General features: G+C 64.4%; 19 protein-coding genes and 3 pseudogenes. 10 read left to right on the top strand and 12 right to left on the bottom strand.

Annotated elements, in window-relative coordinates; all coding sequences use genetic code 11:
* Positions 1 to 189: 189 nt before the first annotated feature.
* Entirely contained in the window at positions 190 to 1,500 is a 1,311-nt protein-coding gene (ugpB, locus tag ACHMW7_RS08710) for a sn-glycerol-3-phosphate ABC transporter substrate-binding protein UgpB (RefSeq protein ID WP_395449870.1), read from the bottom strand.
* A 379-nt stretch (positions 1,501 to 1,879) separates the two neighbouring features.
* On the bottom strand, positions 1,880 to 2,572 hold the full coding sequence (locus ACHMW7_RS08705) for a TlpA family protein disulfide reductase (protein ID WP_395449869.1): 693 nt from the start codon (positions 2,570 to 2,572) through the stop codon (positions 1,880 to 1,882).
* Between the two features lie 33 nt (positions 2,573 to 2,605).
* On the opposite strand from ACHMW7_RS08705, the gene argH reads away from it, so the two are divergent.
* The 4 genes and pseudogenes from argH (at position 2,606) to ACHMW7_RS08685 (ending at position 8,354) form a co-directional block, all read left to right on the top strand.
* Entirely contained in the window at positions 2,606 to 4,006 is a 1,401-nt protein-coding gene (gene argH, locus ACHMW7_RS08700) for an argininosuccinate lyase (RefSeq protein ID WP_395449868.1), read from the top strand.
* A gap of 70 nt (positions 4,007 to 4,076) precedes the next feature.
* Positions 4,077 to 4,283: a lipoprotein gene (locus ACHMW7_RS08695; protein WP_395449867.1), complete on the top strand. Its 207-nt coding sequence runs from the start codon at positions 4,077 to 4,079 to the stop codon at positions 4,281 to 4,283.
* Between the two features lie 30 nt (positions 4,284 to 4,313).
* Positions 4,314 to 5,582 carry a diaminopimelate decarboxylase gene (gene lysA, locus ACHMW7_RS08690; protein ID WP_395449866.1) on the top strand — a complete coding sequence of 423 codons (1,269 nt, stop codon included), beginning with the start codon at positions 4,314 to 4,316 and terminating at the stop codon, positions 5,580 to 5,582.
* Positions 5,583 to 5,761: 179 nt separating this feature from the next.
* Positions 5,762 to 8,354, top strand: a pseudogene (locus tag ACHMW7_RS08685) (TIGR02302 family protein).
* 285 nt (positions 8,355 to 8,639) lie between these two features.
* Here the strand turns inward: ACHMW7_RS08685 and ACHMW7_RS08680 are convergent.
* Both ACHMW7_RS08680 and ACHMW7_RS08675 read right to left on the bottom strand, forming a co-directional pair.
* Positions 8,640 to 9,266, bottom strand: a complete 627-nt coding sequence (locus ACHMW7_RS08680; protein WP_395449865.1) for a glutathione S-transferase family protein — start codon at positions 9,264 to 9,266, stop codon at positions 8,640 to 8,642.
* 415 nt (positions 9,267 to 9,681) lie between these two features.
* Positions 9,682 to 10,542: a LysR substrate-binding domain-containing protein gene (locus ACHMW7_RS08675; protein WP_395451292.1), complete on the bottom strand. Its 861-nt coding sequence runs from the start codon at positions 10,540 to 10,542 to the stop codon at positions 9,682 to 9,684.
* Between the two features lie 382 nt (positions 10,543 to 10,924).
* Here ACHMW7_RS08675 and ACHMW7_RS08670 point away from each other — a divergent pair, with 382 nt between their 5' ends.
* Positions 10,925 to 11,869 carry a DMT family transporter gene (locus tag ACHMW7_RS08670; protein ID WP_395449864.1) on the top strand — a complete coding sequence of 315 codons (945 nt, stop codon included), beginning with the start codon at positions 10,925 to 10,927 and terminating at the stop codon, positions 11,867 to 11,869.
* On the opposite strand, the gene ACHMW7_RS08665 is transcribed toward ACHMW7_RS08670, so the two are convergent.
* The 4 genes from ACHMW7_RS08665 to ACHMW7_RS08650 form a co-directional block, all read right to left on the bottom strand.
* The gene (locus ACHMW7_RS08665) at positions 11,836 to 12,231 is read right to left on the bottom strand and encodes a response regulator (RefSeq protein WP_395449863.1); all 396 of its coding nucleotides are present in this window, start codon (positions 12,229 to 12,231) and stop codon (positions 11,836 to 11,838) included. The genes ACHMW7_RS08670 and ACHMW7_RS08665 overlap by 34 nt on opposite strands.
* Positions 12,232 to 12,292: 61 nt before the next feature.
* Positions 12,293 to 12,835 (bottom strand): hypoxanthine phosphoribosyltransferase, encoded by a 543-nt coding sequence (hpt, locus tag ACHMW7_RS08660; RefSeq protein WP_184773976.1) that lies wholly within the window; start codon positions 12,833 to 12,835, stop codon positions 12,293 to 12,295.
* Between the two features lie 9 nt (positions 12,836 to 12,844).
* Positions 12,845 to 13,156 (bottom strand): hypothetical protein, encoded by a 312-nt coding sequence (locus tag ACHMW7_RS08655; RefSeq protein ID WP_395449862.1) that lies wholly within the window; start codon positions 13,154 to 13,156, stop codon positions 12,845 to 12,847.
* Between the two features lie 35 nt (positions 13,157 to 13,191).
* Positions 13,192 to 13,485 (bottom strand): hypothetical protein, encoded by a 294-nt coding sequence (locus ACHMW7_RS08650; protein ID WP_395449861.1) that lies wholly within the window; start codon positions 13,483 to 13,485, stop codon positions 13,192 to 13,194.
* A 232-nt stretch (positions 13,486 to 13,717) separates the two neighbouring features.
* On the opposite strand from ACHMW7_RS08650, the gene ftsE reads away from it, so the two are divergent.
* The 4 genes from ftsE (at position 13,718) to ACHMW7_RS08630 (ending at position 17,064) form a co-directional block, all read left to right on the top strand.
* On the top strand, positions 13,718 to 14,377 hold the full coding sequence (gene ftsE, locus ACHMW7_RS08645) for a cell division ATP-binding protein FtsE (protein ID WP_067957659.1): 660 nt from the start codon (positions 13,718 to 13,720) through the stop codon (positions 14,375 to 14,377).
* Positions 14,370 to 15,386, top strand: coding sequence for a cell division protein FtsX (locus ACHMW7_RS08640; protein WP_395449860.1), 1,017 nt, complete (start codon positions 14,370 to 14,372; stop codon positions 15,384 to 15,386). The genes ftsE and ACHMW7_RS08640 overlap by 8 nt, the downstream gene beginning before the upstream one ends.
* Before the next feature lie 83 nt (positions 15,387 to 15,469).
* Complete coding sequence (locus ACHMW7_RS08635; RefSeq protein ID WP_395451291.1) at positions 15,470 to 16,177, top strand: YdcF family protein; 708 nt, start codon at positions 15,470 to 15,472, stop codon at positions 16,175 to 16,177.
* A 95-nt stretch (positions 16,178 to 16,272) separates the two neighbouring features.
* Positions 16,273 to 17,064 (top strand): lysophospholipid acyltransferase family protein, encoded by a 792-nt coding sequence (locus ACHMW7_RS08630; protein WP_395449859.1) that lies wholly within the window; start codon positions 16,273 to 16,275, stop codon positions 17,062 to 17,064.
* 7 nt (positions 17,065 to 17,071) lie between these two features.
* Here the strand turns inward: ACHMW7_RS08630 and ACHMW7_RS08625 are convergent, their stop codons facing one another.
* Positions 17,072 to 18,127: a bifunctional transcriptional activator/DNA repair enzyme AdaA gene (locus tag ACHMW7_RS08625; RefSeq protein WP_395449858.1), complete on the bottom strand. Its 1,056-nt coding sequence runs from the start codon at positions 18,125 to 18,127 to the stop codon at positions 17,072 to 17,074.
* A 68-nt stretch (positions 18,128 to 18,195) separates the two neighbouring features.
* Complete coding sequence (locus tag ACHMW7_RS08620; protein ID WP_395449857.1) at positions 18,196 to 18,720, bottom strand: gamma-glutamylcyclotransferase; 525 nt, start codon at positions 18,718 to 18,720, stop codon at positions 18,196 to 18,198.
* 56 nt (positions 18,721 to 18,776) lie between these two features.
* Here ACHMW7_RS08620 and ACHMW7_RS08615 point away from each other — a divergent pair, with 56 nt between their 5' ends.
* A complete protein-coding gene (locus ACHMW7_RS08615; protein ID WP_395449856.1) occupies positions 18,777 to 19,775 on the top strand; it encodes a DUF2125 domain-containing protein in 999 nt (332 codons plus the stop codon).
* A gap of 64 nt (positions 19,776 to 19,839) precedes the next feature.
* On the opposite strand, the pseudogene ACHMW7_RS08610 reads toward ACHMW7_RS08615, so the two are convergent.
* A pseudogene (locus ACHMW7_RS08610) lies at positions 19,840 to 20,155 on the bottom strand (EthD family reductase).
* Between the two features lie 52 nt (positions 20,156 to 20,207).
* Positions 20,208 to 20,711, bottom strand: a pseudogene (locus ACHMW7_RS08605) (hypothetical protein).
* Positions 20,712 to 20,753: the final 42 nt, after the last annotated feature.

Below are 20,753 nucleotides of genomic sequence, written 5' to 3'. Positions count from 1 at the left end.
GAGGGCCTCGTGACTGACGTCAGGCGTTGGTGCCGCCCCTCATCCGCTCCTGAGCGTATCGAAGGGCCGGCACCTTCTCCCCGTGAAGAACGGGGAGAAGGGACAAGCGGGAACGTGGACGCCCCCCTCTCCCCGTTTTTCACGGGGAGAGGGTAAGGGTGAGGGGCAATTCCGAGCAGAGCGTCCGGCTCAGTTGCCGATCGCTTCCTGGATCGCCTTGTTGCCGCGCGCGACCGTGTTGTCGAGCGCCTGCTGGGCGGTCTGCTGGCCGGCGAGCATCTTTTCGAGCTCTTCGTTTTCGATGTCGCGGACCTGCGGCAGGTTGACGAGGCGCACGCCCTTCGAGTTTTCGGTCGGGGCCTTGCCCATCATCTGCTTGATCGGGATCTCGCGGGCCGGGTTCTTGTCGTAGAAGCCCGACTTCTTGGTTTCTTCATAAGCGGCGAGCGTCACTGGCAGATAGCCCGATACCTGGTGCAGGCGGGCCTGGATCGGCGTCTGCGACAGGAAGTTGAAGAAGGCGGCGACACCCTTGTACTGCTCGTCGGGCAGGCCGGCAAAGACCCACAGCGACGCGCCACCGGGGATGGTGTTTTGCGGTGCACCGGCTGCGTCAGCCTCGTAAGGCAGCTGGCCGGTGCCGTAGTTCATGCCCGACTTGACGATGTCGCCGAGACCGCCGGAGGATTCGGTGAAGATGCCGCATTCGCCGGCGAGGAAGATCTGCTTGGCCTCAGACGTGCGGCCGCCATATTTGAAGGTGCCGTCCTTGGCGAGGTCGGCGAGCTCCTGGAAGTGCTTGACGAAGGCCGGCGCATTGATCTTGAGCTCGACATCGGTGCCGCCGATGCCGTTTTCATTGCTGCCATAGGAGAGGTTGTTCCAGGCGGCGAAATTTTCGGTGTGGATCCAGGTCAGCCAGGTCGAGGTGAAGCCGCAAGGGGCAGCACCGCTCGACTTGATCTTCTTGGCGGCATCCCAGACCTCGCCCCAGGTCTTGGGCGGGTTGTCGACGTCGAGGCCGGCCTTCTGGAAGATGTCCTTGTTGTAATAGAGGATCGGCGACGACGAATTGTAGGGGAACGACAGCATGGTGCCGTCGGGCTTCGAATAATAAGCGACGATGCCCGGCAGATACTGGCTCTTGTCGAAGGCCTGGCCGCCCATCGACAGGATGTCGGCGACCGGCTTGATGGCGCCTTCGGCACCCATCATCGTGCCGGTGCCGGCATCGAAGACCTGCATGATCGCAGGCGGCTGCTTGGCGCGGAAGGCGGCGATGCCGGCGTTCAGCGTCTCGGGATAGGTGCCCTTGAAAACCGGAACGATCTTGTAGTCGCTCTGGCTCTCGTTGAATTCCTTGGAAAGCTGGTTGACGACCTCGTTGTTCGCGCCGGTCATGGCATGCCACCATGAGATCTCGGTGACCGCGAAGGCGGAGGTGCTGGACAACAGCGTCATGGTGGCGGCAACTCCGGCCGCGAAGCCTAGGGTCTTCATCGTCTCGCTCCCGTTCTGGTTGGCGAAATGTTTAGTTCCGCAAGGACCAGTATTGTCGGATTATGACAGCGCGACAACAGTTTTGTAGCGATCGTATGAAGGTCGCATTTGGCGCGCTTCGATTTCGCTTTCGCCACAACCTGATGACTTGCTTTCGCTTTTGTAAAAAACGAAAGCAATTTGCCTGGAATGAGACCCGTCTCACCTGCCGGTCAACTGCTGGCAATGCCGGCTAATGAAAGGCCAGAAATGGAATGGATATGCCGCTAGCCACCCTTCGCGGAAGAAAACCGCGAAGATGGCGGCCCCAGCGGTGCAATCTGGAATTGCAGTCGCGCGGCAACAAACGTGTGTGGATACGCAGGCCTTATTGGGGCCCTTATTTGGCCAGTGCGGCCTCGATCAGCTTCTTGGCGTCGGGGCTGGCCCATTCGGCCGGGCCGTTCATATTGGCGAGCAGGCAGCCTTCGCCGTCGATCAGAAGCGTCACCGGCAGGCCGAGAGCCAGCCCGCGCTTCTTCAGATCGTTGAACACGCCAAGCGTGTTGTCGCGGTAGTGACCGAGCGAAGCGACGCCGGTTTCTTCGAGGAACTTCTTCGGCTTGGTGTCGTCGCCGGTGTCGACATTGATCGCCACGACCTCGAATTCCTCGCCGCCCATCTCGCGCTCGAGCGCATCGAGTGCCGGCATTTCGGCACGGCACGGCGCGCACCAGGTCGCCCACAGATTGACCAGAAGCGTGCGCCCGGCATGGTCGGCAATGGTCATCGGCTTGCCCTCGGGATCGTTGAAGGCGAGCGTCTTCAGCGACTGCGGCGGATCGGCCGGCGTCATCGCCGCGACCTGGCCGGTGGCGGCGGCACCGACAGCCTTGGCCTTTTCAGCCTTCGCCGCGCACAGCTTGTCGTCGGGGCTCACAGCCGTGGTGTCGGCAGCGACGGTCGGTGACGGCGTGTTGTTGCCAGGACGGGTCGTGCTGACATATACCGCGACCGCGCCGGCGATCACGCCCGCAACGGCGGCAACCAGGATATGGCGTGGGGCTGGAAACATTTTTCTGCGGTCCGACATCTAATCAATTTTCTCCGGAGCCCGGGTATCACGATGAGCGACAAGAAGGCCAGCAACCAGATGTGGGGCGGACGTTTTGCCTCGGGCCCGGCGGCGATCATGGAGGCGATCAACGCCTCGATCGGCTTCGACAAGAAGCTCTACGCCCAGGATATCAGAGGTTCCGTCGCCCACTCCGAGATGCTGGCGGAAACGGGCATTATTTCGGCTGACGATCAACAGAAAATCGCTCACGGGCTGAACACGATCCTGCGAGAAATCGAAGCCGGCAGCTTCGCCTTTTCGACCCGGCTCGAAGACATCCACATGAACATCGAGTCGCGCCTGGCCGAGCTGATCGGCCCGGCCGCCGGGCGCCTGCACACCGCGCGTTCGCGCAACGACCAGGTTGCCGTCGACTTCCGGCTCTGGGTCAAGGACGAGTTCCACCGCGTCGCTGAAGCGCTGAAGGGGCTGATCGCCGCCTTCCTCGAACGCGCCGAGCAGCACGCCGCAACCGTCATGCCCGGCTTCACCCATCTGCAGACGGCCCAGCCGGTGACCTTCGGCCACCATTGCATGGCCTATGTCGAGATGTTCGCGCGTGACCTGAGCCGCGTCCGCGACGCCATCGAGCGCATGAACGAAAGCCCGCTCGGGGCCGCAGCCCTTGCCGGCACCGGCTTCCCGATCGACCGCTTCCAGACCGCCAAGGCGCTCGGCTTCCGCGAGCCGACCCGCAACTCGCTCGACAGCGTGTCGGACCGCGACTACGCGCTCGAATTCCTGTCGATCGCTGCGATCTGCGCCACCCACATGTCGCGGCTTGCCGAAGAGATCGTCATCTGGTCGACGCCGCAATTCGGCTTCGTGCGCCTGTCGGATTCCTTCTCCACCGGCTCGTCGATCATGCCGCAGAAGAAGAACCCCGATGCCGCCGAGCTGGTGCGCGCCAAGACCGGCCGCGTCAACGGCCACCTGATCGGGCTGTTGACCGTGATGAAGGGCCTGCCGCTGACCTATTCCAAGGACATGCAGGAAGACAAGGAAGCGGTGTTCGACGCCGCCGAGACGCTCGACCTGATGCTGGCGGCGATGACCGGCATGGTCGGCGACATTGCGATCAACGACCAGGCGATGAAAAAGGCCGCCGGCTCGGGCTACTCGACCGCGACCGACCTTGCCGACTGGCTGGTGCGCGAGATCGGCCTGCCCTTCCGCGAGGCGCACCATGTCACCGGCCGTGCCGTGGCTTTGGCCGAAAGCAAGAAGCTCGGGCTCGAAAAGCTTGCGCTCGACGAGCTCCAGTCGATCCATGCCGGCATCACCTCCGATATCTTTTCGGTGCTGTCGGTGCAGAACTCGGTCAAGAGCCGGACCTCGTTTGGCGGCACAGCACCTGTCGAAGTGAAGAAACAGATCCGTTACTGGAAGAAGAGACTGACGAAAGCTTGATTGAGCCGGGGTGCAAAGCCCAAGAATCTCCGCTACAAGCGGCGGGGAAATTTTCTCGGATGGATGGGTCATGACCGCTGGCAGGATTTTGGTGACGCTCGGGCTGATGGCGGCGGTCGGCATGGTTTCGGCCTGCGGCCGCAAGGGCGACCTCGACACGCCTTATGACGCCGCCGTGCAGGCGCAAAAGGATGCGCAAAAGGCCGGCCAGCCTGTTGGCCCCGCCCCGGTGAAACCGGTCGAAGACAAGCCTTTCATCCTCGACCCGCTGCTTTGAGCCGCACTCACCTTTCGAAAGCATGCTGCCGTGAACCATTTCGACTATCGTGACGGCGTCCTCTACGCCGAAGATGTGGCGCTGACCGATATCGCCGCTGCTGTCGGCACCCCGTTCTACTGCTATTCGACCGCGACCCTGACGCGCCATTTCCAGGTCTTCTCCAAGGCATTCGCCGATCTCGACGCGCTGGTCTGCTACGCGCTCAAGGCCAATTCGAACCAGGCCGTGCTGACCACGCTGGCAAGGCTCGGCGCCGGCGCCGACACGGTTTCGGAAGGCGAGATGCGACGCGCGCTCGCCGCCGGCATCCCGGCCAGCAAGATCCTGTTCTCAGGCGTCGGCAAGACGGCGCGCGAGATGGACTTCGCACTTGAGGCCGGCATCTTGTGCTTCAACGTCGAATCCGAGCCGGAGCTCGAACTTTTGTCGGCGCGTGCGGTGGCCAACGGCAAGACCGCGCCGGTGTCGCTGCGCATCAACCCAGACGTCGACGCCAGGACGCACAAGAAGATCTCGACCGGGCTTGCCGAAAACAAGTTCGGCATTCCGCGCCAGCGGGCGCGTGAGGTCTATGCCCGGGCGGCCGCTTTGCCCGGCATCAAGGTAACAGGCATCGACATGCATATCGGCAGCCAGATCACCGAGCTGCAGCCTTTCGACGATGCCTTTGCGCTGATGGCCGAGCTGGTCGAGACGCTGAAGGCCGACGGCCACGCCATCGACCATGTCGATCTCGGCGGCGGCCTCGGCATTCCCTACAAGACCGACAACAACCCGCCACCCTTGCCTGATGCCTACGCCCGGATCGTGCACAAGCATGTCGGCAAGCTCGGCCTCAAGGTGATGTTCGAGCCGGGCCGGCTGATCGTCGGCAATGCCGGCATCCTGGTTTCGGAAGTCATCTTCGTGAAGGAAGGCGACGCCAAGAACTTCCTGATCGTCGACGCGGCGATGAACGACCTGATCCGGCCGACGCTCTACGACGCCTATCACGACATCCGCCCGGTGGTGCAGCCGGCAGCCGATGCGCCGCGGATGAATGTCGACATCGTCGGCCCGGTCTGTGAAACCGGCGACTATCTCGGCCTCGACCGCGAGCTGCCCAGGCTCAAGGCCGGCGACCTGATCGCCGTCGGCACCGCCGGCGCCTATGGCGCGGTCCAGGCCGGCACCTACAACACCCGGCTTCTGGTCCCCGAAGTGCTCGTCGACGGCGAGCGTTTCCATGTCGTGCGCAAGCGCCAGAGCTATGACGAGCTGATCGGGCTCGATTCGGTGCCCGACTGGCTCGCCTGACGGTCGGGCCAACTCCTCAGGACATGGATCGGGAATTCTACGGCGTTCCTTGCGCTTCCTCTGGAAGTGCTGCGCGTTGAGCTTCACGATTACGTTGGTCGCCTCGCCTTCGCCGTGATTGATGTTATTCTGCCAGAGGCAGGTGGGCCGCATCCCGCGCCACCCATGCGGAAGGGCCGATGACGGAACCGACAAGACCAGCGCTGCACCGCAAGCTCGCCGCAAGCCTGGGCCGGACACGCCTGGCCATCGCAGCGGCCATGGTCGTCGAGCGCGGCTGGCCGCTTGTGCTGCCGCTGATCGTCGTCGCCAGCCTGTTTGTCAGCCTGTCCTGGCTCGGCCTGTTTCGCCTTCTGCCCGACATGGCGCGGCTTTCGCTGGTCGCAGCCTTCGGCATCGCCGGGCTTGCCTCGCTATATCCCTTGCGCTTTTTCCGCCTGCCTGAATGGGCCGAGATCGACAGCCGGCTCGAACGCGCCAACCAGCTGCTGCACACGCCGGTCCAGGTCCAGACCGACCGTCCCTCGGGGAGGCCCGACAGCTTCGCCGACGCCTTGTGGCGCGAGCACCAGAAACGCATGGCCGAACGGCTCGGCACGCTGGGCGGCGACCTGCCGCAGACGCGTGTGCCCGAGCGCGACCCCTGGGCGCTGCGGGCAGTCGCTGCCTTGCTGTTTGTCTGCGCCTTTGCCTTTTCCTTCGGCCCGGCCGGCGGGCGGCTTGGCGATGGCTTCAAGGCGCATGCCGTGCGCGATGCCATTGCGCCGCGCATCGACGCCTGGGTGACGCCACCGACCTATACCGGCAAGGCGCCGATCTTCCTGACCGCCGACGCCGGCAAGGACGCTGCCGTCATCAACGTGCCCGAGGGCAGCGAATTGTCGCTGCGCGTCACCGGCGGGGCCGGCGACGAAACGCTTGGTTTCACCGATGCTGCGGGTGTTGCGCGCGACATCGCGCCGATGGGCCAGAAAGCCGACCCTGCCGCCCCTGTGACATCGGGACCGGTCGCCAGCGTGCGCCAGTTTTCCGAAAAGCTCGTCGCCGCGGGCCGGCTGACGCTGAAATCCGGCGATGACGCGCTCAACAGCTGGGCCTTTGCGGTGACACCCGACAACCCGCCGAAGATCAGCTTTGCCGGCGAGCCCAGGCGCGCCGTCAACGGCACGCTGGAGCTGAACTACAACATCGAAGACGATTATGGCGCAGCCTCGGCCAAGGCCGATTTCGCCCTGGCCGAACAACAGCCGCCGGATGCCCGTCCGCTCTACGGCCCGCCCGAAATGCCGCTGTCCTTGCCACGCCGCGGTGCCGCCAAAAAGCCGGTGAAGGCAACGCGCGACCTGACCGAACATGTCTGGGCCGGGGCTTCGGTGAAGCTGACCTTGCATGCCACCGATGATGCCGGGCAAGAGGCGCAAAGCGAAACCAAGACGATCATCCTGCCCGAAAAACCCTTCACCAATCCGCTGGCCCGGGCGGTGATCGAGCAGCGGCGGCTGCTGGCGCTCGACGCCAACGCCAAGCCGCGCGTGCTCGAGCTGATGGACGCGATCACGCTCAGGCCCGAGGATACGATCGACAACCTGTCGCATTATCTCGCCTTGATGAGCGCCCGCACCCGGCTCCAGATGGCTGGCTCGGACGATGAGCTGCGCGAGACGGTGGCCTATCTCTGGCAGGTCGCGCTCGGCATCGAGGAAGGCGACCTCTCGGCGGCGGAAAAGCGCCTGCGCCAGGCCCAGCAGGCCTTGCAGGACGCGCTCGAACGCGGCGCCAGCGACGAAGAAATCGACAAGCTGATGGCCGAACTGCGCCAGGCGATGAACGACTTCTTGCGCGAGTTCGCCGAACGCAACCAGCCGAACCAGAACGCCCAGAACCAGACGCCGGGCCAGGAACTGCGCCAGAGCGACCTGCAGCGCATGCTCGACCAGATCGAGAACCTGGCCAAGTCGGGCAATCGCGACCAGGCGCGTGAGCTGTTGTCGCAGCTGCAGGACATGATGAACAATCTGCAGGCCGGCAAGCGCCAGCAGGGCCAGCAGGGCCAGCAGAACTCCGAGATGCGCCAGCAGATGGACAAGCTCGGCGAGATCATGCGGCGCCAGCAGGAGATGATGAACGAGACCTTCCGCATGGACCAGATGCAGCGCGGGCCACAGGGCGACCAGAACAGCGATCCGTTCGGCGACAATGGCGAGTCCGGCCAGCAGCAGCAACAGGGCGAGCAGCAAGACAAGGGCGGGAAAGGCCAAGGCCGGCCGATGACGCCGCAGGAATTCGCCGACGCGCTGAAGCAGCTGCAGCAGGGCCAGGGCCAGCTGGAGAAGGACCTCGAAGCGCTGATGAAGGGGCTTGAAGGCCTGGGCATCAAGCCGGGCAAAGGCTTTGGCGATGCCGGTGAATCGATGAACCAGGCCGAGGGCGCGCTCGGCAAGGGCGAAGGCGACCGTGCCGTCGGCCACCAGGGCCGCGCGCGTCGAAGCGCTGCGCCAGGGCGCCCAGGACATGATGCAGCAGATGCAGGCGATGCAGGGCGACCAGGGCGGCAGCGGCGAAGGCGGGCGTCAGCAGAACGCCGACCGCGATCCGCTCGGCCGTCCGCGCGCCACCACCGGCCCCGATTTCGGCGACTCGACCAAGGTACCCGACGAGATCGACGTGCAGCGCGCCCGCCAGATCCTCGACGCCATCCGCAAGCGCCTCGGCAATGCGCTGAGCCCCGAGCTGGAACGCAGCTATCTCGAGCGCCTGTTGGAGCTGAGGTAGGCGGGGGCAGCTGGGAGCTGCTTGCTCCGTTGCACTCCGTCCCACCCCCCTCTGTCCTGCCGGACATCTCCCCCGCAAGGGGGGAGATCATGCCTTCACCGACCCCGCAGCCAATCGCCAGCATCATGGGGCTCGTAGCTACGACGTAGCAGGATGAGCGCCGCCGGCGGCGAGACCAATCTCCCCCCTTGCGGGGGAGATGTCCGGCAGGACAGAGGGGGTGGGACGGAGCGGGAGGCCGAAAGTGCAAGACCGCACTCACCGCCCTACAGACGCTCCCGCCCCTCAGCCCGCAACCATGCCCGCCGCTTGCGCCATGGCAAAATCCTTCTGGCTGGCGCGCTGGAAGGCGGGGCGCGCGGCGAGGCGCTCGACATAGTCGAGGAACACCGGCTTCTCGGGCAAGGTCTTCAACACGCGGATGCCGAAATTGATGCCGCCGCCGATCTGGGTGTCGGCCGCGGTGAAGCGGTCGCCGGCGATATAGGGGCGCGAGGCCAGCGTCTTTTCGAGATGGGCGACCATCTCGCTGAACGAGCCGTAGGAATAGCCGGCCCCCATGAATTCGTGGCCATGCGCCTTGGCCGCCAGCACCGGGTCGAACACCGCATCGGCATAGACGAGCCAGGTCAGATAGGGCGCACGCATGCTGTCGCCGGTGGCAGGCGCCAGGCCGGCTTGAGGGAAAACATCGCACAGATAGGTGCAGATCGCCGCGCGTTCGGTGACCACGACGCCGTCATGGACGATCGCCGGCACCTTCTTGTTGGGCTGGATCTCGCGGTATTGTTCCGGCACCCCGCCAGGCGCACGGATATCGACAGACTCGATCTTGTAGGGCGCGCCGAGTTCCTCGAGCAGCCACAGCATGTTGGACGCGCGCGACCAAGGGGCGTGATAGAAGGTGATCATGGCTTTCTCCTCGTTTGATGCAGCCGCAATAGCACCGCCGTCCTGACACCATCTTGTCAGGAGGCATGGCAGGAAGTCGATTCAGTTTCGTCATCAGCCCCGCTGATGGTCCGTTTCGCAATCAGCCCTGCACCGACGCACTCCGTCCCACCCCCCTCTGTCCTGCCGGACATCTCCCCCACAAGGGGGGAGATCATGCTGTCAACGACCCCGCAGCCAATCGCCAGCACTATAGGGCTCGCAGCTACAACGTAGCAGGATGAGCTGTAGCGGAGACGAGACTGATCTCCCCCCTTGCGGGGGAGATGTCCGGCAGGACAGAGGGGGGTGCGAAGAAGCGCGAGCCAAGGGCAAGGCTCCTCAGCGCCGCTGATGGTCAGTTTCGAGATTAGCCCCGCTGGTGGTCCGCTCGCGTTCAGCGCCGTTGATGAAACGCATCCCTGATGGCGTCGGCCATGGCGTCGACGGCTTCGCTGTTGGCGCGCGGGTTGCGATGCATGACGACCCTTGTCGTGTCGATCGGGCCGAAGCCTTCGACCTCGGTCAGTTCGCGGCAGTCGGGAGGGATGTTGCTGCGCGCCATCGGCGCCAGCGCCAGGCCGGCGGTGACGGCAAGCGACAGTCCGTTGGTGGTGTCGCTGGTATAGGCAAAACGATAGTCGATGCCGCGCTGCTCGAGCGAGCGCAGCGCATATTCTCGCGACCAGCCATGACGCGTGTACATGGCAACCGGCAGCGGCCGCTCCAGATGCAAATTGTGGTGAATGGAGGTGACCCAGACCGTCGGATCATTCATCAGAACTTCGGCGCCCGAAGGAAATTGCCATTCGAACACCACGGCAAGATCGAGTTCGCCTGCCGCCAGCGCGGCCAGTTGGGTGACCGAATAGCCGAACCGCACCGTCACCTCCACTTGTGAATGGCGCTTGGCAAAGGCGCCGAGCGCCCGCGACAGGACGGGCTGGCCGTATTCCTCGGGAATGCCGATCCGCACCGGTCCGCCCAGCGGTGCCGTGCGCATCGACGAGGCGGTCTCGTCGAGCAGGGCGACGATGCGGCGGGCATTGCCGACGAGCTCGGCGCCGCGCTCGGTCAGGGTGACACCACGCGCGCCGCGCGTAAACAGCACGTCGCCGACAACCTGTTCGAGCCGCTTGATCTGCATGGAGATCGCCGACTGGGTGCGCCCGACCCCCTCCGCCGCGCGGGTGAAATTGCCGCTCTCGGCCACCGCCAGGAACGTGCGCAACAGGTCGCTGTCGAGGCGTGTCGTCATGAAAACGTTTTCAGTCATGAGAAAATCTAATGGCTGTCATCATTCCAATTCGTTTGCATCGTGTCAAACGCCAAGGAATAGTCGCCCTACCCATTGGAAGGTGGCTGCAAGAGATGCGGCTACGGACTGGTAAGTACCGTCCTTACTTTCACCCGCCGCGACTTTGCCGGCGGGTTTTTTTTGGCACCAGCATGCCTTGCCGACAACCGGCGGCGATTTTCGCGGGTCATGCGCAGCTTCAAGTGTTGCAGCGGCCTTCGCGCTGCCATCTGGCGCGCGGAGACCGCTGGCCCAACAGGCGGCGGCGACAAGCGCTCTCGCTCGGCCCGATCTCCAGCTACAATTGCCCAGGCGACCTCATGCGACAGGCAATTCGGACACCATGAACAACAGAACGCTTGTCGGCATCCTGTGCCTTTGCCTCGGCGTGCTGGTGTTTTCGATCCAGGACGCGCTGATCAAGGCGGTATCAGGCACCTACCCGGTCAGCGAGGCGCTGCTGATCCGCGCCATGGTGGCGCTGCCGATCCTGCTTTGGATGGTGCATCGCGATGTCGGCCTGGCGGCGCTGGCCTCGCCCAACTGGCGCTTCCTCGCCACGCGCTCGGCGATCCTGTTTGTGTCCTACTGCGCCTATTACCTGGCGATCCCGGCACTGCCGATCGCCGCTGCGGCAGCTTTGTTTTTCCTCGCACCGCTGCTGATCATGACCATGGCCGGCCCCTATCTCGGCGAGCGTGTGCCGTGGCAGAGCCTTGCCGCCGGCGCTGTCGGCCTGCTGGGCGTCATCGTCATGGTCAATCCGGGTGCCGGCATCTTCGAATGGGCGGCCTTGCTGTCGCTGGTCTCGGCCGGCCTCTACAGCTTCTCGCAGCTGATGGCGCGCAAGATCGGCGTCAGCGAAAGTGCCACCACCATGGCCTTCTACCAGAACGCCGCCTATCTCATCGGCGCGGTCGTCATCACCGCCATCTTCTCGGCCACCGGCTTCCACCAGACCGGCCACCCCAGCCTCGATTTCCTGATGCGGCCATGGCTGTGGCCAAGCCTGCGCGACTTCCTGATGATGGGCGCCTGCGGGATCATCGCCGCTGCCGGCATGGTGCTGCTCGGCCAGGCCTACCGGCTGACGCCGGCCAACAAGGCGGCGACATTCGAATATACCGGCCTGTTGTGGGCGCCGTTGTGGGGCTTCCTGTTTTTCGCCGAGGTCCCCGGCGGCGGCACGGTCATCGGCGCGCTTTTGATCGTCGGCGCCGGTATCTTCGCGCTCAATGTCGGGACGCGGACGCCTCAGGCAGCACCGGCAAGTGCCACCGTCGACTGAGCCGCGAGCGCCAGCGACACGCGGTCGCGAATCTCCGACAGGGTGAACGGCTTTTGCACGACATCGATGATGATGGCGTCGAGCTCTTCGGCGCGCTCGCGCTGGTCGGCATAGCCGGTCATCAAAAGGATCGGCAGCCCGGGATAGGAACGCGCCGCCAGTTGCGCCATCTCGATGCCGTCCATCTCCGGCATGCGGATGTCGGAGACGACGAGGTCGTAGCCGCCGTTACGGGCCTGGATGCGCTCCAGCCCTTCGGCGCCGTCGCAAGCGACATCGACATGATGGCCGGCGCGCTCCAGCGCGCGGGCAGCAAGGGTACGGACGGACTCGTCGTCCTCAACGATCAGAAGTTTTGCCATGGCGGCGATATTTGCCGCGACTGGTTGACGATTCCTGAACGCCGCAAAATTTGTGATCGGTTCAGGCTTCGCCCTTGACCACGCCGACGAAGGGCAGCTCGCGGAAGGCGTGCGCCACGTCCATGCCGTAGCCGACGACGAAATAATCCGGGCAGTCGAAGCCGACATAGTCGGCGTCGAGGTCGGTCTTGCGGCGCATGCGCTTGTCGAGCAGCACGGCGATCGAGCAGCTCTTGGCGCCGCGCGACATCATCAGCTCGCGGGTGAACTTCAGCGTCTTGCCCGATTCCAGGATGTCGTCGATCAACAGCACGTCACGACCGGCGACCTCGTTGTCGATGTCGCGCAAAACACGGACCTCGCCGCTGGTGGTGCCGGCACCGTAGCTCGAGATGAAGATGAACTCGACCTCAGGCGACAGGCCGACATCATGCATGGCGCGGATCAGGTCGGCGGCGAAGATGAACGAGCCCTTGAGCACCGAGATGACCAGAAGGTCGGTGTAATCGTGCGCCGCGATGTCCTTGGCCAGTTCGAGATTGCGCCGCGCGATCGCCGAGGCGGAGAACAGCACTTCGATTTCCTTGTCGCGCACAACAGGCATGACAGCATCCTATTCCGAGAAAGCGACCGTGACGGTCTTTATCCCGTTCATAGGCAGGTCGAGCCGGCTCGAAAAGGCCCAACTTGCGCCCGGCGCCACCGGAGCGGCTGATGTCCCCAGCCTGTAGCGCAGGATCTTGCCGTCCTGGCCGGTCACCGCAATGTCGATCGGCGGCAACATTGCGGGGCTGTTGCCGTCATTGAAGGCAGCACCGTCGACGAGCAGCAGCGGCTTGCGGCCGGAGCTGTCGACGCGCGAATTGACCTCGGCGATGCGCAGGTCCGGGGCCTGCCAGGACAGCGGAAACGCCGTCGCATGCATGACAGAATGACCGCCGGCGACCCAAAACGCCACTGCTACCAAGGAGATACCGGCGATCCAGAACACCGGCCCGCCACGCTCAGGCCCCGCGTCGGGTGCCGCGATGCCGAACGCAGCATCTCCATCCCGCCGGCATCGGCCGACGGGTTGGAAAAAACGGGTGGGACCTCGGCAGCTGATTCGTTTCGGCGATGGGGCGGTGTCACATCCTCGAAATCGGCGTCGATGATGTCGCAAGCATCCACGCGCGGCTTGTGGGCGGATGTGTCGCGGCCGGCATCGGTCATGATTTCGCCGGAAACCGGGCGTGCTTTCCGCTGCTCAGCCATCAGACCCCTTAGACATTTTGCTGAGAGGGGGTAAACGGAAATGGTTAATGCTTCGCCACCGAGGTGCCACCCCGCCCCACCCCGGACGGAAACTTAACCGTCCGTTAACCATGCGGACCCATGGTCGTTTCGTAGAAACGGGCAGCCAGGGTCCCGATGAATCTCCATGGATTCGCAAGTTCCCAGGATTTCGTAAGTTCCCAATGTTTCGTAAGTTCAAGGTCTGTAGCACGTGATCCGCTTCGAGAATGTCGGCCTCAGATATGGGATGGGACCGGAGATCCTGCGTGACATCTCCTTCCACATCCCCGAGCGCTCGTTCCAGTTCCTGAGCGGGCCGTCGGGCGCCGGCAAGACCACCTTGCTGAGGCTGCTGTTTTTGTCGCTCAAGCCGACACGCGGCCTGATCAGCGTGTTCGGCAAGGACCGCTCGCGCATCTCGCGCACCGAACTGCCGCTGATGCGCCGCCGCATCGGCGTGGTGTTCCAGGATTTCCGCTTGCTCGACCACATGACCACCTATGAGAATGTGGCGTTGCCGCTGCGCGTGCGCGGCCGCGAGGAGGCGAGCTACCGCACCGACGTCACCGAGCTGTTGAAGTGGGTCGGCCTCGGCGAGCGCATGCATGTGCTGCCGCCGGTGCTGTCGGGCGGCGAAAAGCAGCGCGCCGCGATCGCCCGCGCGCTGATCGAACAACCCGAGATCCTGCTCGCCGACGAGCCGACCGGCAATGTCGATCCGCCGCTGGCGCGGCGCCTGCTCCGGCTGTTCATCGAGCTCAACCGGCTTGGCACCGCCGTGGTCATCGCCACCCACGATCTCGGCCTGATGGACCAGGTCGACGCGCGACGGATGATTCTCGCCGGCGGGAGGCTCGACATCTATGACTGAGGCCGCCGCTGGCGCACGCGCCCCTGACGAAGAGTTCGAGGACGAGTTCGAAGACGCAAGCCCACAACAGCAGCCGGCACCGCGGCTGCAGCGCAAGACCGCGCCGATCGTGCCGTCGCAGAACATCGCCGGCCGCGCTTTGGTGCTGGTCATCGCCATCATGACCTTCCTGTCGTGCCTGACATTGGGCGCGGTGACGTTGGTGCGCGACACCGCCTCGGTGTGGGAGAACCAGATTTCGCGCGAGGCAACGATCCAGATCAAGCCGGCCGACGGGCTCGACATGGAGGTGGCGCTCGAGACCGCCGCCCGCATCGCCGGCGAGTTCGCCGGCGTCGCCAGCACCAAGATCGTCGACCGCGAGGCGACCGCCCGGCTGCTCGAACCCTGGCTCGGCTCGGGGCTGAACATCGACGAATTGCCGGTGCCGCGGCTGGTGATCGTCACCATCGACCAGGCAAGCCCACCGGATTTTGGCGCGATGCGCGCAGCGATCACGCCCAAGGTGCCGACCGCCACGCTCGACGATCACCGCACCTGGGTCGACCGGCTGGTGGCGATGGCGCGCACCACTGTCACCATCGGTACCGGCGTGCTGGTGCTGATGCTCGCCGCCACGGTGCTGTCGGTGGTGTTTGCGACACGCGGCGCCATGGCCGGCAACGGCCACATCATCGAGGTGCTGCATTTCGTCGGCGCCGAAGCCGGCTTCATCGCCAGCGAGTTCCGCCGCCATTTCCTGCTCACCGGCATGAAGGGGGCTGCCGCCGGCGGGGTTGCCGCGGTGATCGTGTTCATCATCTTTTCCTGGTGGTCGTCGCTCAATCTCGCGACACCTGAGGCCGACCAGGCGACAGCTCTGTTCGGCAACTTCGCCATCGGCGTGAACGGCTATCTCGGCGTCGCTGTCATCGTCGCGGTGATCGGGGCGCTGACGGCTGCGACCTCGCATATCACCGTCGTCAACTACCTTGGCGACATCGACGTGCAGCATCCGGAAAGGATGTAATCACGGATGATGTCACATTGTTGCAGAATGTGCTTAAATAGGCGCTGCAAAAGCCGCATTCCCTGCCTAACCATGGTTTCGTGATGGGACAGAACGCGCTCGCCGCATCGGGGACAGTTTCAGCAACGAAATTCCACCCGGCCGGGCTCAAGCCGCGCCGGAGATTGATTTTTTTGCGCCGCATCCTGTTCATCCTCGTCGCCGCCGCCTTCATCTTCACCGGCGGCTTCGCGCTGTTTGCGACCCATGTCAGCGGCCTGAGCACACCGGCAAACCCTGCCAAGGCCGACGCCATCATCGTCCTGACCGGCGGCCAGGCCCGGCTTGACGCAGCCCTTGGCCTGCTCAAGGCGGGCAAGGGCGAACGCCTGCTGATCAGCGGCGTGCACCCGTCGGCGACACGGCGGCAACTGCAACTGGCAACCGGCAGCGACAAGTCGCTGTTCAACCGGGTCGACATCGACCGCGCCGCGCTCGACACCATCGGCAATGCCGAGGAAAGCGCCAAATGGGTCGAAAGCCACGCCTATGGCCGCGTCATCCTCGTCACCAACAACTACCACATGCCGCGCAGCATGCTGGAGATGGGCCGCCTGCTGCGCAACGCCAGCCTGGAGCCCTACCCGGTCGTCAACTCCAAGCTCGACGACGGTCGCTGGCTGACCAAGCCGGAAGCGTTCCGCGTGCTGTTCACCGAATATAACAAATACCTTTTGGCGCTGGCCCGCGGCATCGTACCGGTCAAGCCGTCGGCGGACGGCGTGGTCGTGGTCCAGGCCGCCGCCGAATAGGGGCTCGCCCGCACAAAAGCCGTGACGCTGGTTTTCCTTTTTGGACGGCTTGGTGTAACCAACGGCGAAATCCCGTCCTCAGGCGCTCCTCACCAATGCTCCAAATCCGTTCGCTGGCATTCAACTTCGCCTTTTATGTCAGCCTGATCGTCCAGATGATCCTGTGGACGCCCTATTATTTCCTGTCGCCAAGGCACCGCGCCTGGCTGGTGCCGAAATTCTGGGCGCGTTCGAGCCTGTGGCTGCAGGAAAAGATCGCCGGCACCAAAAGCGAGATCACCGGGCAGGAGAACCTGCCCGAGGGCTCGTTCATCCTGGCGCCCAAGCACCAGTCGTTCTGGGATGCCATCGCCTTCTTCCCCTATCTGCGCGACCCGCTCTACATCCTCAAGCGCGAGCTGATGTGGATCCCGTTCTTCGGCTGGTACATCGCCAAGATGAAGATGATCCCGGTCAACCGCGGCAAGCGCTCGGCGGCACTGAAGGCCGTGGTGGTGGCGACGCGCCGGGAAATGCAGAACGACCGCCAGCTGATCATCTATCCCGAAGGCACCCGCCGTGCCCCGGGCGACGAGCCGGCCTACAAATGGGGCATCGCCGAGCTTTATCAGGCGCTCAACATGCCGGTGGTGCCGGTCGCCCATGTCGCCGGCCTGTACTGGCCGCGCCGCAAGTTCCTGCGCTTCCCCGGCACCATCAAGGCGCGTTTCCTCAAGCCGATCCCGGCGGGGCTGACGCGCGAGGAATTCATGCAGCGCCTGATCTCGGAGACCGAGGCCGCCTGCGACGCATTCCTGATCGAGGCAGCGACCTCGGCGAACCCGCCGCCGATGCCGCCGACGGCCGCCAGGCGGCTGAAGCAACTGGGCATAGAGGTCGCCAGCTAGCGGCCGCTTACGCAGCGGCCATCCGCCGCTCGTGTTCGAGCAGCCAGCGCTTGCGCCACAGGCCACCACCATAACCAGTCAGATCGCCGCTGACCCCGACGACGCGGTGGCATGGGATGACGATGGCGATCGGATTGGCGCCATTGGCGCGACCGACGGCACGCACCGCAGCCGGATTGCCGATCGCTGCGGCAAGGCCGGAATAGGTCGCCGAGATCCCCGCCGGGATGCGCCGCAAGCCATCCCAGACCTGGCGTTCGAAGGCGGTGCCTTGCGGCGCCAGCCGGGTCGCGAACGCAGCCGAATTGCCGGCGAAATAGGCACCGAGTTCGGCTTCGATCTGGTCGATCGGTGGCGCCCGGCCGAAGGCGATGGCCGAGCCGGTGGCAGCCTTGAGCTTGGCGACTTCGCTCGCCAGCGCCTTGCGTTCGAGGAATTCGAGGATGTGCAGCGCATGCTGGTCGGCAATGGCGATCATCGGCCCGATCGGCGTTTCGATCCAGTCGGCTTTGAGCATGGTCTTGCCGCGCAATTTGGCCGGCGCCTCGCCAAGCAGCCTTGTCACCGCGGCGCGAAAACCGCTGCCGGAATCAAAACCCGCCTCGACCTGCGTTTCGAGCACGCTGTCGCCTGATGTCAGCCGTTCCGCCGCCTGCCCCAGCCGGCGCAGCCGCGCCATTTCGAGGAAACTCATGCCGAAGCGGCGCTTGAAGGCACGACGCACCGTCGAGGCATCGAGACCCATGGCAACGATGTCGGCTTCGAGCCAGCGCCGCTCCGGCGTGCGTTCGAGCGCTTCGATAAGCATCGCCACCAATGGCTCCGGCTCGCCTGAGCCCATCATCGGGCGGCAGCGCAGGCAAGGCCGGAAGCCGGCATGCAGGCATTCGGCGGTGGTGTCGAAGAACTGCACATTGTCGCGCTTGGGTTTGCGCGCGGCACAGGTCAGCCGGCAGAAGATGCCGGTCGTGCGCACCCCGACATAGGCAAAGCCGTCATAACCGGCATCACGCGCAATCAGCGCGTCGTAGAGCGTGTCGTCATCGGGGCGTTGGAACAGCATGGCGAATCCTTAGCGCCAATCCGCCTGGCGCGCCGCCGAAAATCGGGCGTCGATATTGCCTGCTGACATCAGGGCTGTTGACTGATGCGCCGCGCCACCTCTTCGAGCCAATGGTCGCGAATGCCGAGCGCCTTGAGATGCGCGACGGTTGTGAGCACATAGTCCTCGTTGCGGCCCGACTGGCCGACAGCACCGGTGACGATTTGTGCGGCATGTGCCGCGTCGAGATTGCCGGCATATTGGTGATGCTTGCGGTCGGCGATGTAGCAGACCGCCTCGACCTTTTCGCCTTGGTCGAGCTGGATCGCCAGCTGGCGTTCGAGATAGACGCTGGTGACCAGTTCGCGCTCGCGCAGATAGGCCAGCACCTCGTCCCTGAGATCGCCGGGCACGCGGAAGGCGAGGCCGACGCAGGAGCCGCCACGGTCGAGGCCGAGCACCAGGCCAGGCCGTTGCTCGGTGCCGCGATGCACCCAGGAGCGGATGCACAAGGAGCGGCGAAAACCCATCAACCGGGCGCGGCGCGTCTCGATATGCGCGAAACCTGGCCGCCACATCAGCGAACCGTAGCCAAAAACCCAAAAATCGCCCATATCGCCAGCCTGTTGGTGATCGCGGTGAACATCACCGCGTTAGCGAGAGCCCAAGCATGCCGTCAAGTCAGCAACCAAGACCGAATTCCAGCCGCCGCTTCTTCTGGCTCGGTGTTTTCATCGTGCTTTTGTTCGGCGGCTACAGCGCCGGCTGGTTCTGGTTCGCCGGCAAGGCCGAAAGCGAAGTGCGCAAGGCGATCGCCGGCGTCAACCGCGACGGCGTGTCGCTCGAATGCGCCAACCCTGAGATCAAGGGTTTTCCGTTCCGCATCGGCCTGTTCTGCGACCGCCTCGACTATGAGGATTCGGGGCGCAGGATTTCGGCCAGTGCCGGCAATTTCCGCACCGCCGCCCAGGTCTACCAGCCGATGCACTCGGTGCTCGAGATCGACGGGCCGCTCAGGATCACCGCGCCCGACCTGCCGCAGTTGCAGTTCAACTGGGAGCTGTTGCATGCCAGCGCCCGCATCGCCCGGCCCCTGCCCGAGCGGATCTCGGTCGAGACCAAGATGCTTTCAGCTCAGGCGGCATTCATCGACGGCGTCGCCAAGCCTTTGTTCACCGCTGAGGCAACACAGACGCATCTGCGCCCCAACGGCGCCAATATCGATCTTGCCGGCACCTTCACCGGCCTCCAGATCGACCCGCAGGCGATCGGCGGGCGCACCTTGCCCAGGCTCGACGGCAGCGCCGACACCACGCTCAACAATGGCGTTGCCCTTGTCGCAAGCCAACAGCCGGCCTTGCGTGGCCAGTCGGGCACCATTCGCTCGCTGACGCTGACCTCGGGCGGCACGACGGGCGTCGCACTCAGCGGCCCATGGTCGGTCGCCGAGGACGGGCTGGTCGACGCCGACCTCAAGGTGACGATCCAGAACCCGCGCGAACTGTCGCGCATCCTGTCGGAGGTCATGCCCGAGCAGAAAAAGCAGTTCGAGACCGCATTTACCGGCCTCGCTCTGCTCGGCGACGCGCCGACCCTGCCGCTCAAGATCGTCAAGGGCAAGGCGACGCTGGGCTTCATTCCGCTGGGCATGGTGCCGGCGGTGGATTAGGGGATTAGGGGAATAAGGCAGTAGGGCAGTATGTGAACAAGCACCCTGCTGCCCTAGGCTACGCCTAGCCTTCAACGACTTCGCTGATCTGCACGATAGGGGCGATGTCAGTATAGTTGGCGACATCAGCGGCGATCTCCGCGCGGTGGGGGACCCAACGCCTCCTGGAATGTCGCCAGGTCAGGCGAGTAGACGTGGCACGCCGCGACGAACTCCGGCGCGCTTCCAGCTTCGCGACCCGCAAGGCCCTTATCGATCTCGTAGCGCAGGCAGGCATCGCCGAGCCGTTCCTGGAGCAGTGGCATATGGCGGGTGCGGTAGTAGTCGTGATCGAACTTCGAACCGCCATCGGCGCGATAGTAGACACTCATCTTGATCATGGTCTGGCTCCTGCCTGAACGCCTCTGCGAGCATTCGAGTAGCCTTCCTAGCTCACCGACCAGTAAAGCGCATCCAGATTTTGGCTGAAGCGAGCTTGACGAGAGCAAGGTAGTTTTCGCTATGCTTTTCAAAGCGGTGGCGACGGCGCGGAAGTGCTTGGGTTTGCTGAAGAAGCGTTCGACGAGGTCACAGTACCGATAGAGGAAGGCGCTGAATACGGCGGGCGGCGTTTGCGGCCGGGCATCGGCTTGATGTTGGCCCATGCGCGCGCGGCCATCTCTCGGCAAGGCATCACCGTCTTAGGCGCGATCGGCAAGCAGCACGTCGCCGCCGCCGAGCGTATCGAGCATGCCGGCGGCGCTCCGTAGCGCTCGGGAATGTCCGTCCACGGCGAGCCGGTCCGAACACGGCCAGCCGGTTCGAACACGGCCAGCCGGTTCGAAGACGCCAGTCATCAACCCGAGGCACCCCGCGCGGCTTGTTCGGGCGCAGCGGTCCGATCACTCGAAATCCGTCAACTCGTAGCCAGGCTGGCCCATCAGCAGCTCCCTTCAAGGAGCTTGAATCAGAACCGTGCAGCTACCCCGGCAGTTTATC

This window comes from Aminobacter sp. UC22_36, assembly GCF_044056035.1.
In the GTDB taxonomy this organism is placed as follows: Bacteria; Pseudomonadota; Alphaproteobacteria; order Rhizobiales; family Rhizobiaceae; genus Aminobacter.
The sequence above is the reverse complement of the archived record's forward strand: the minus strand, read 5'-3'. Positions and strand labels throughout refer to the sequence as shown.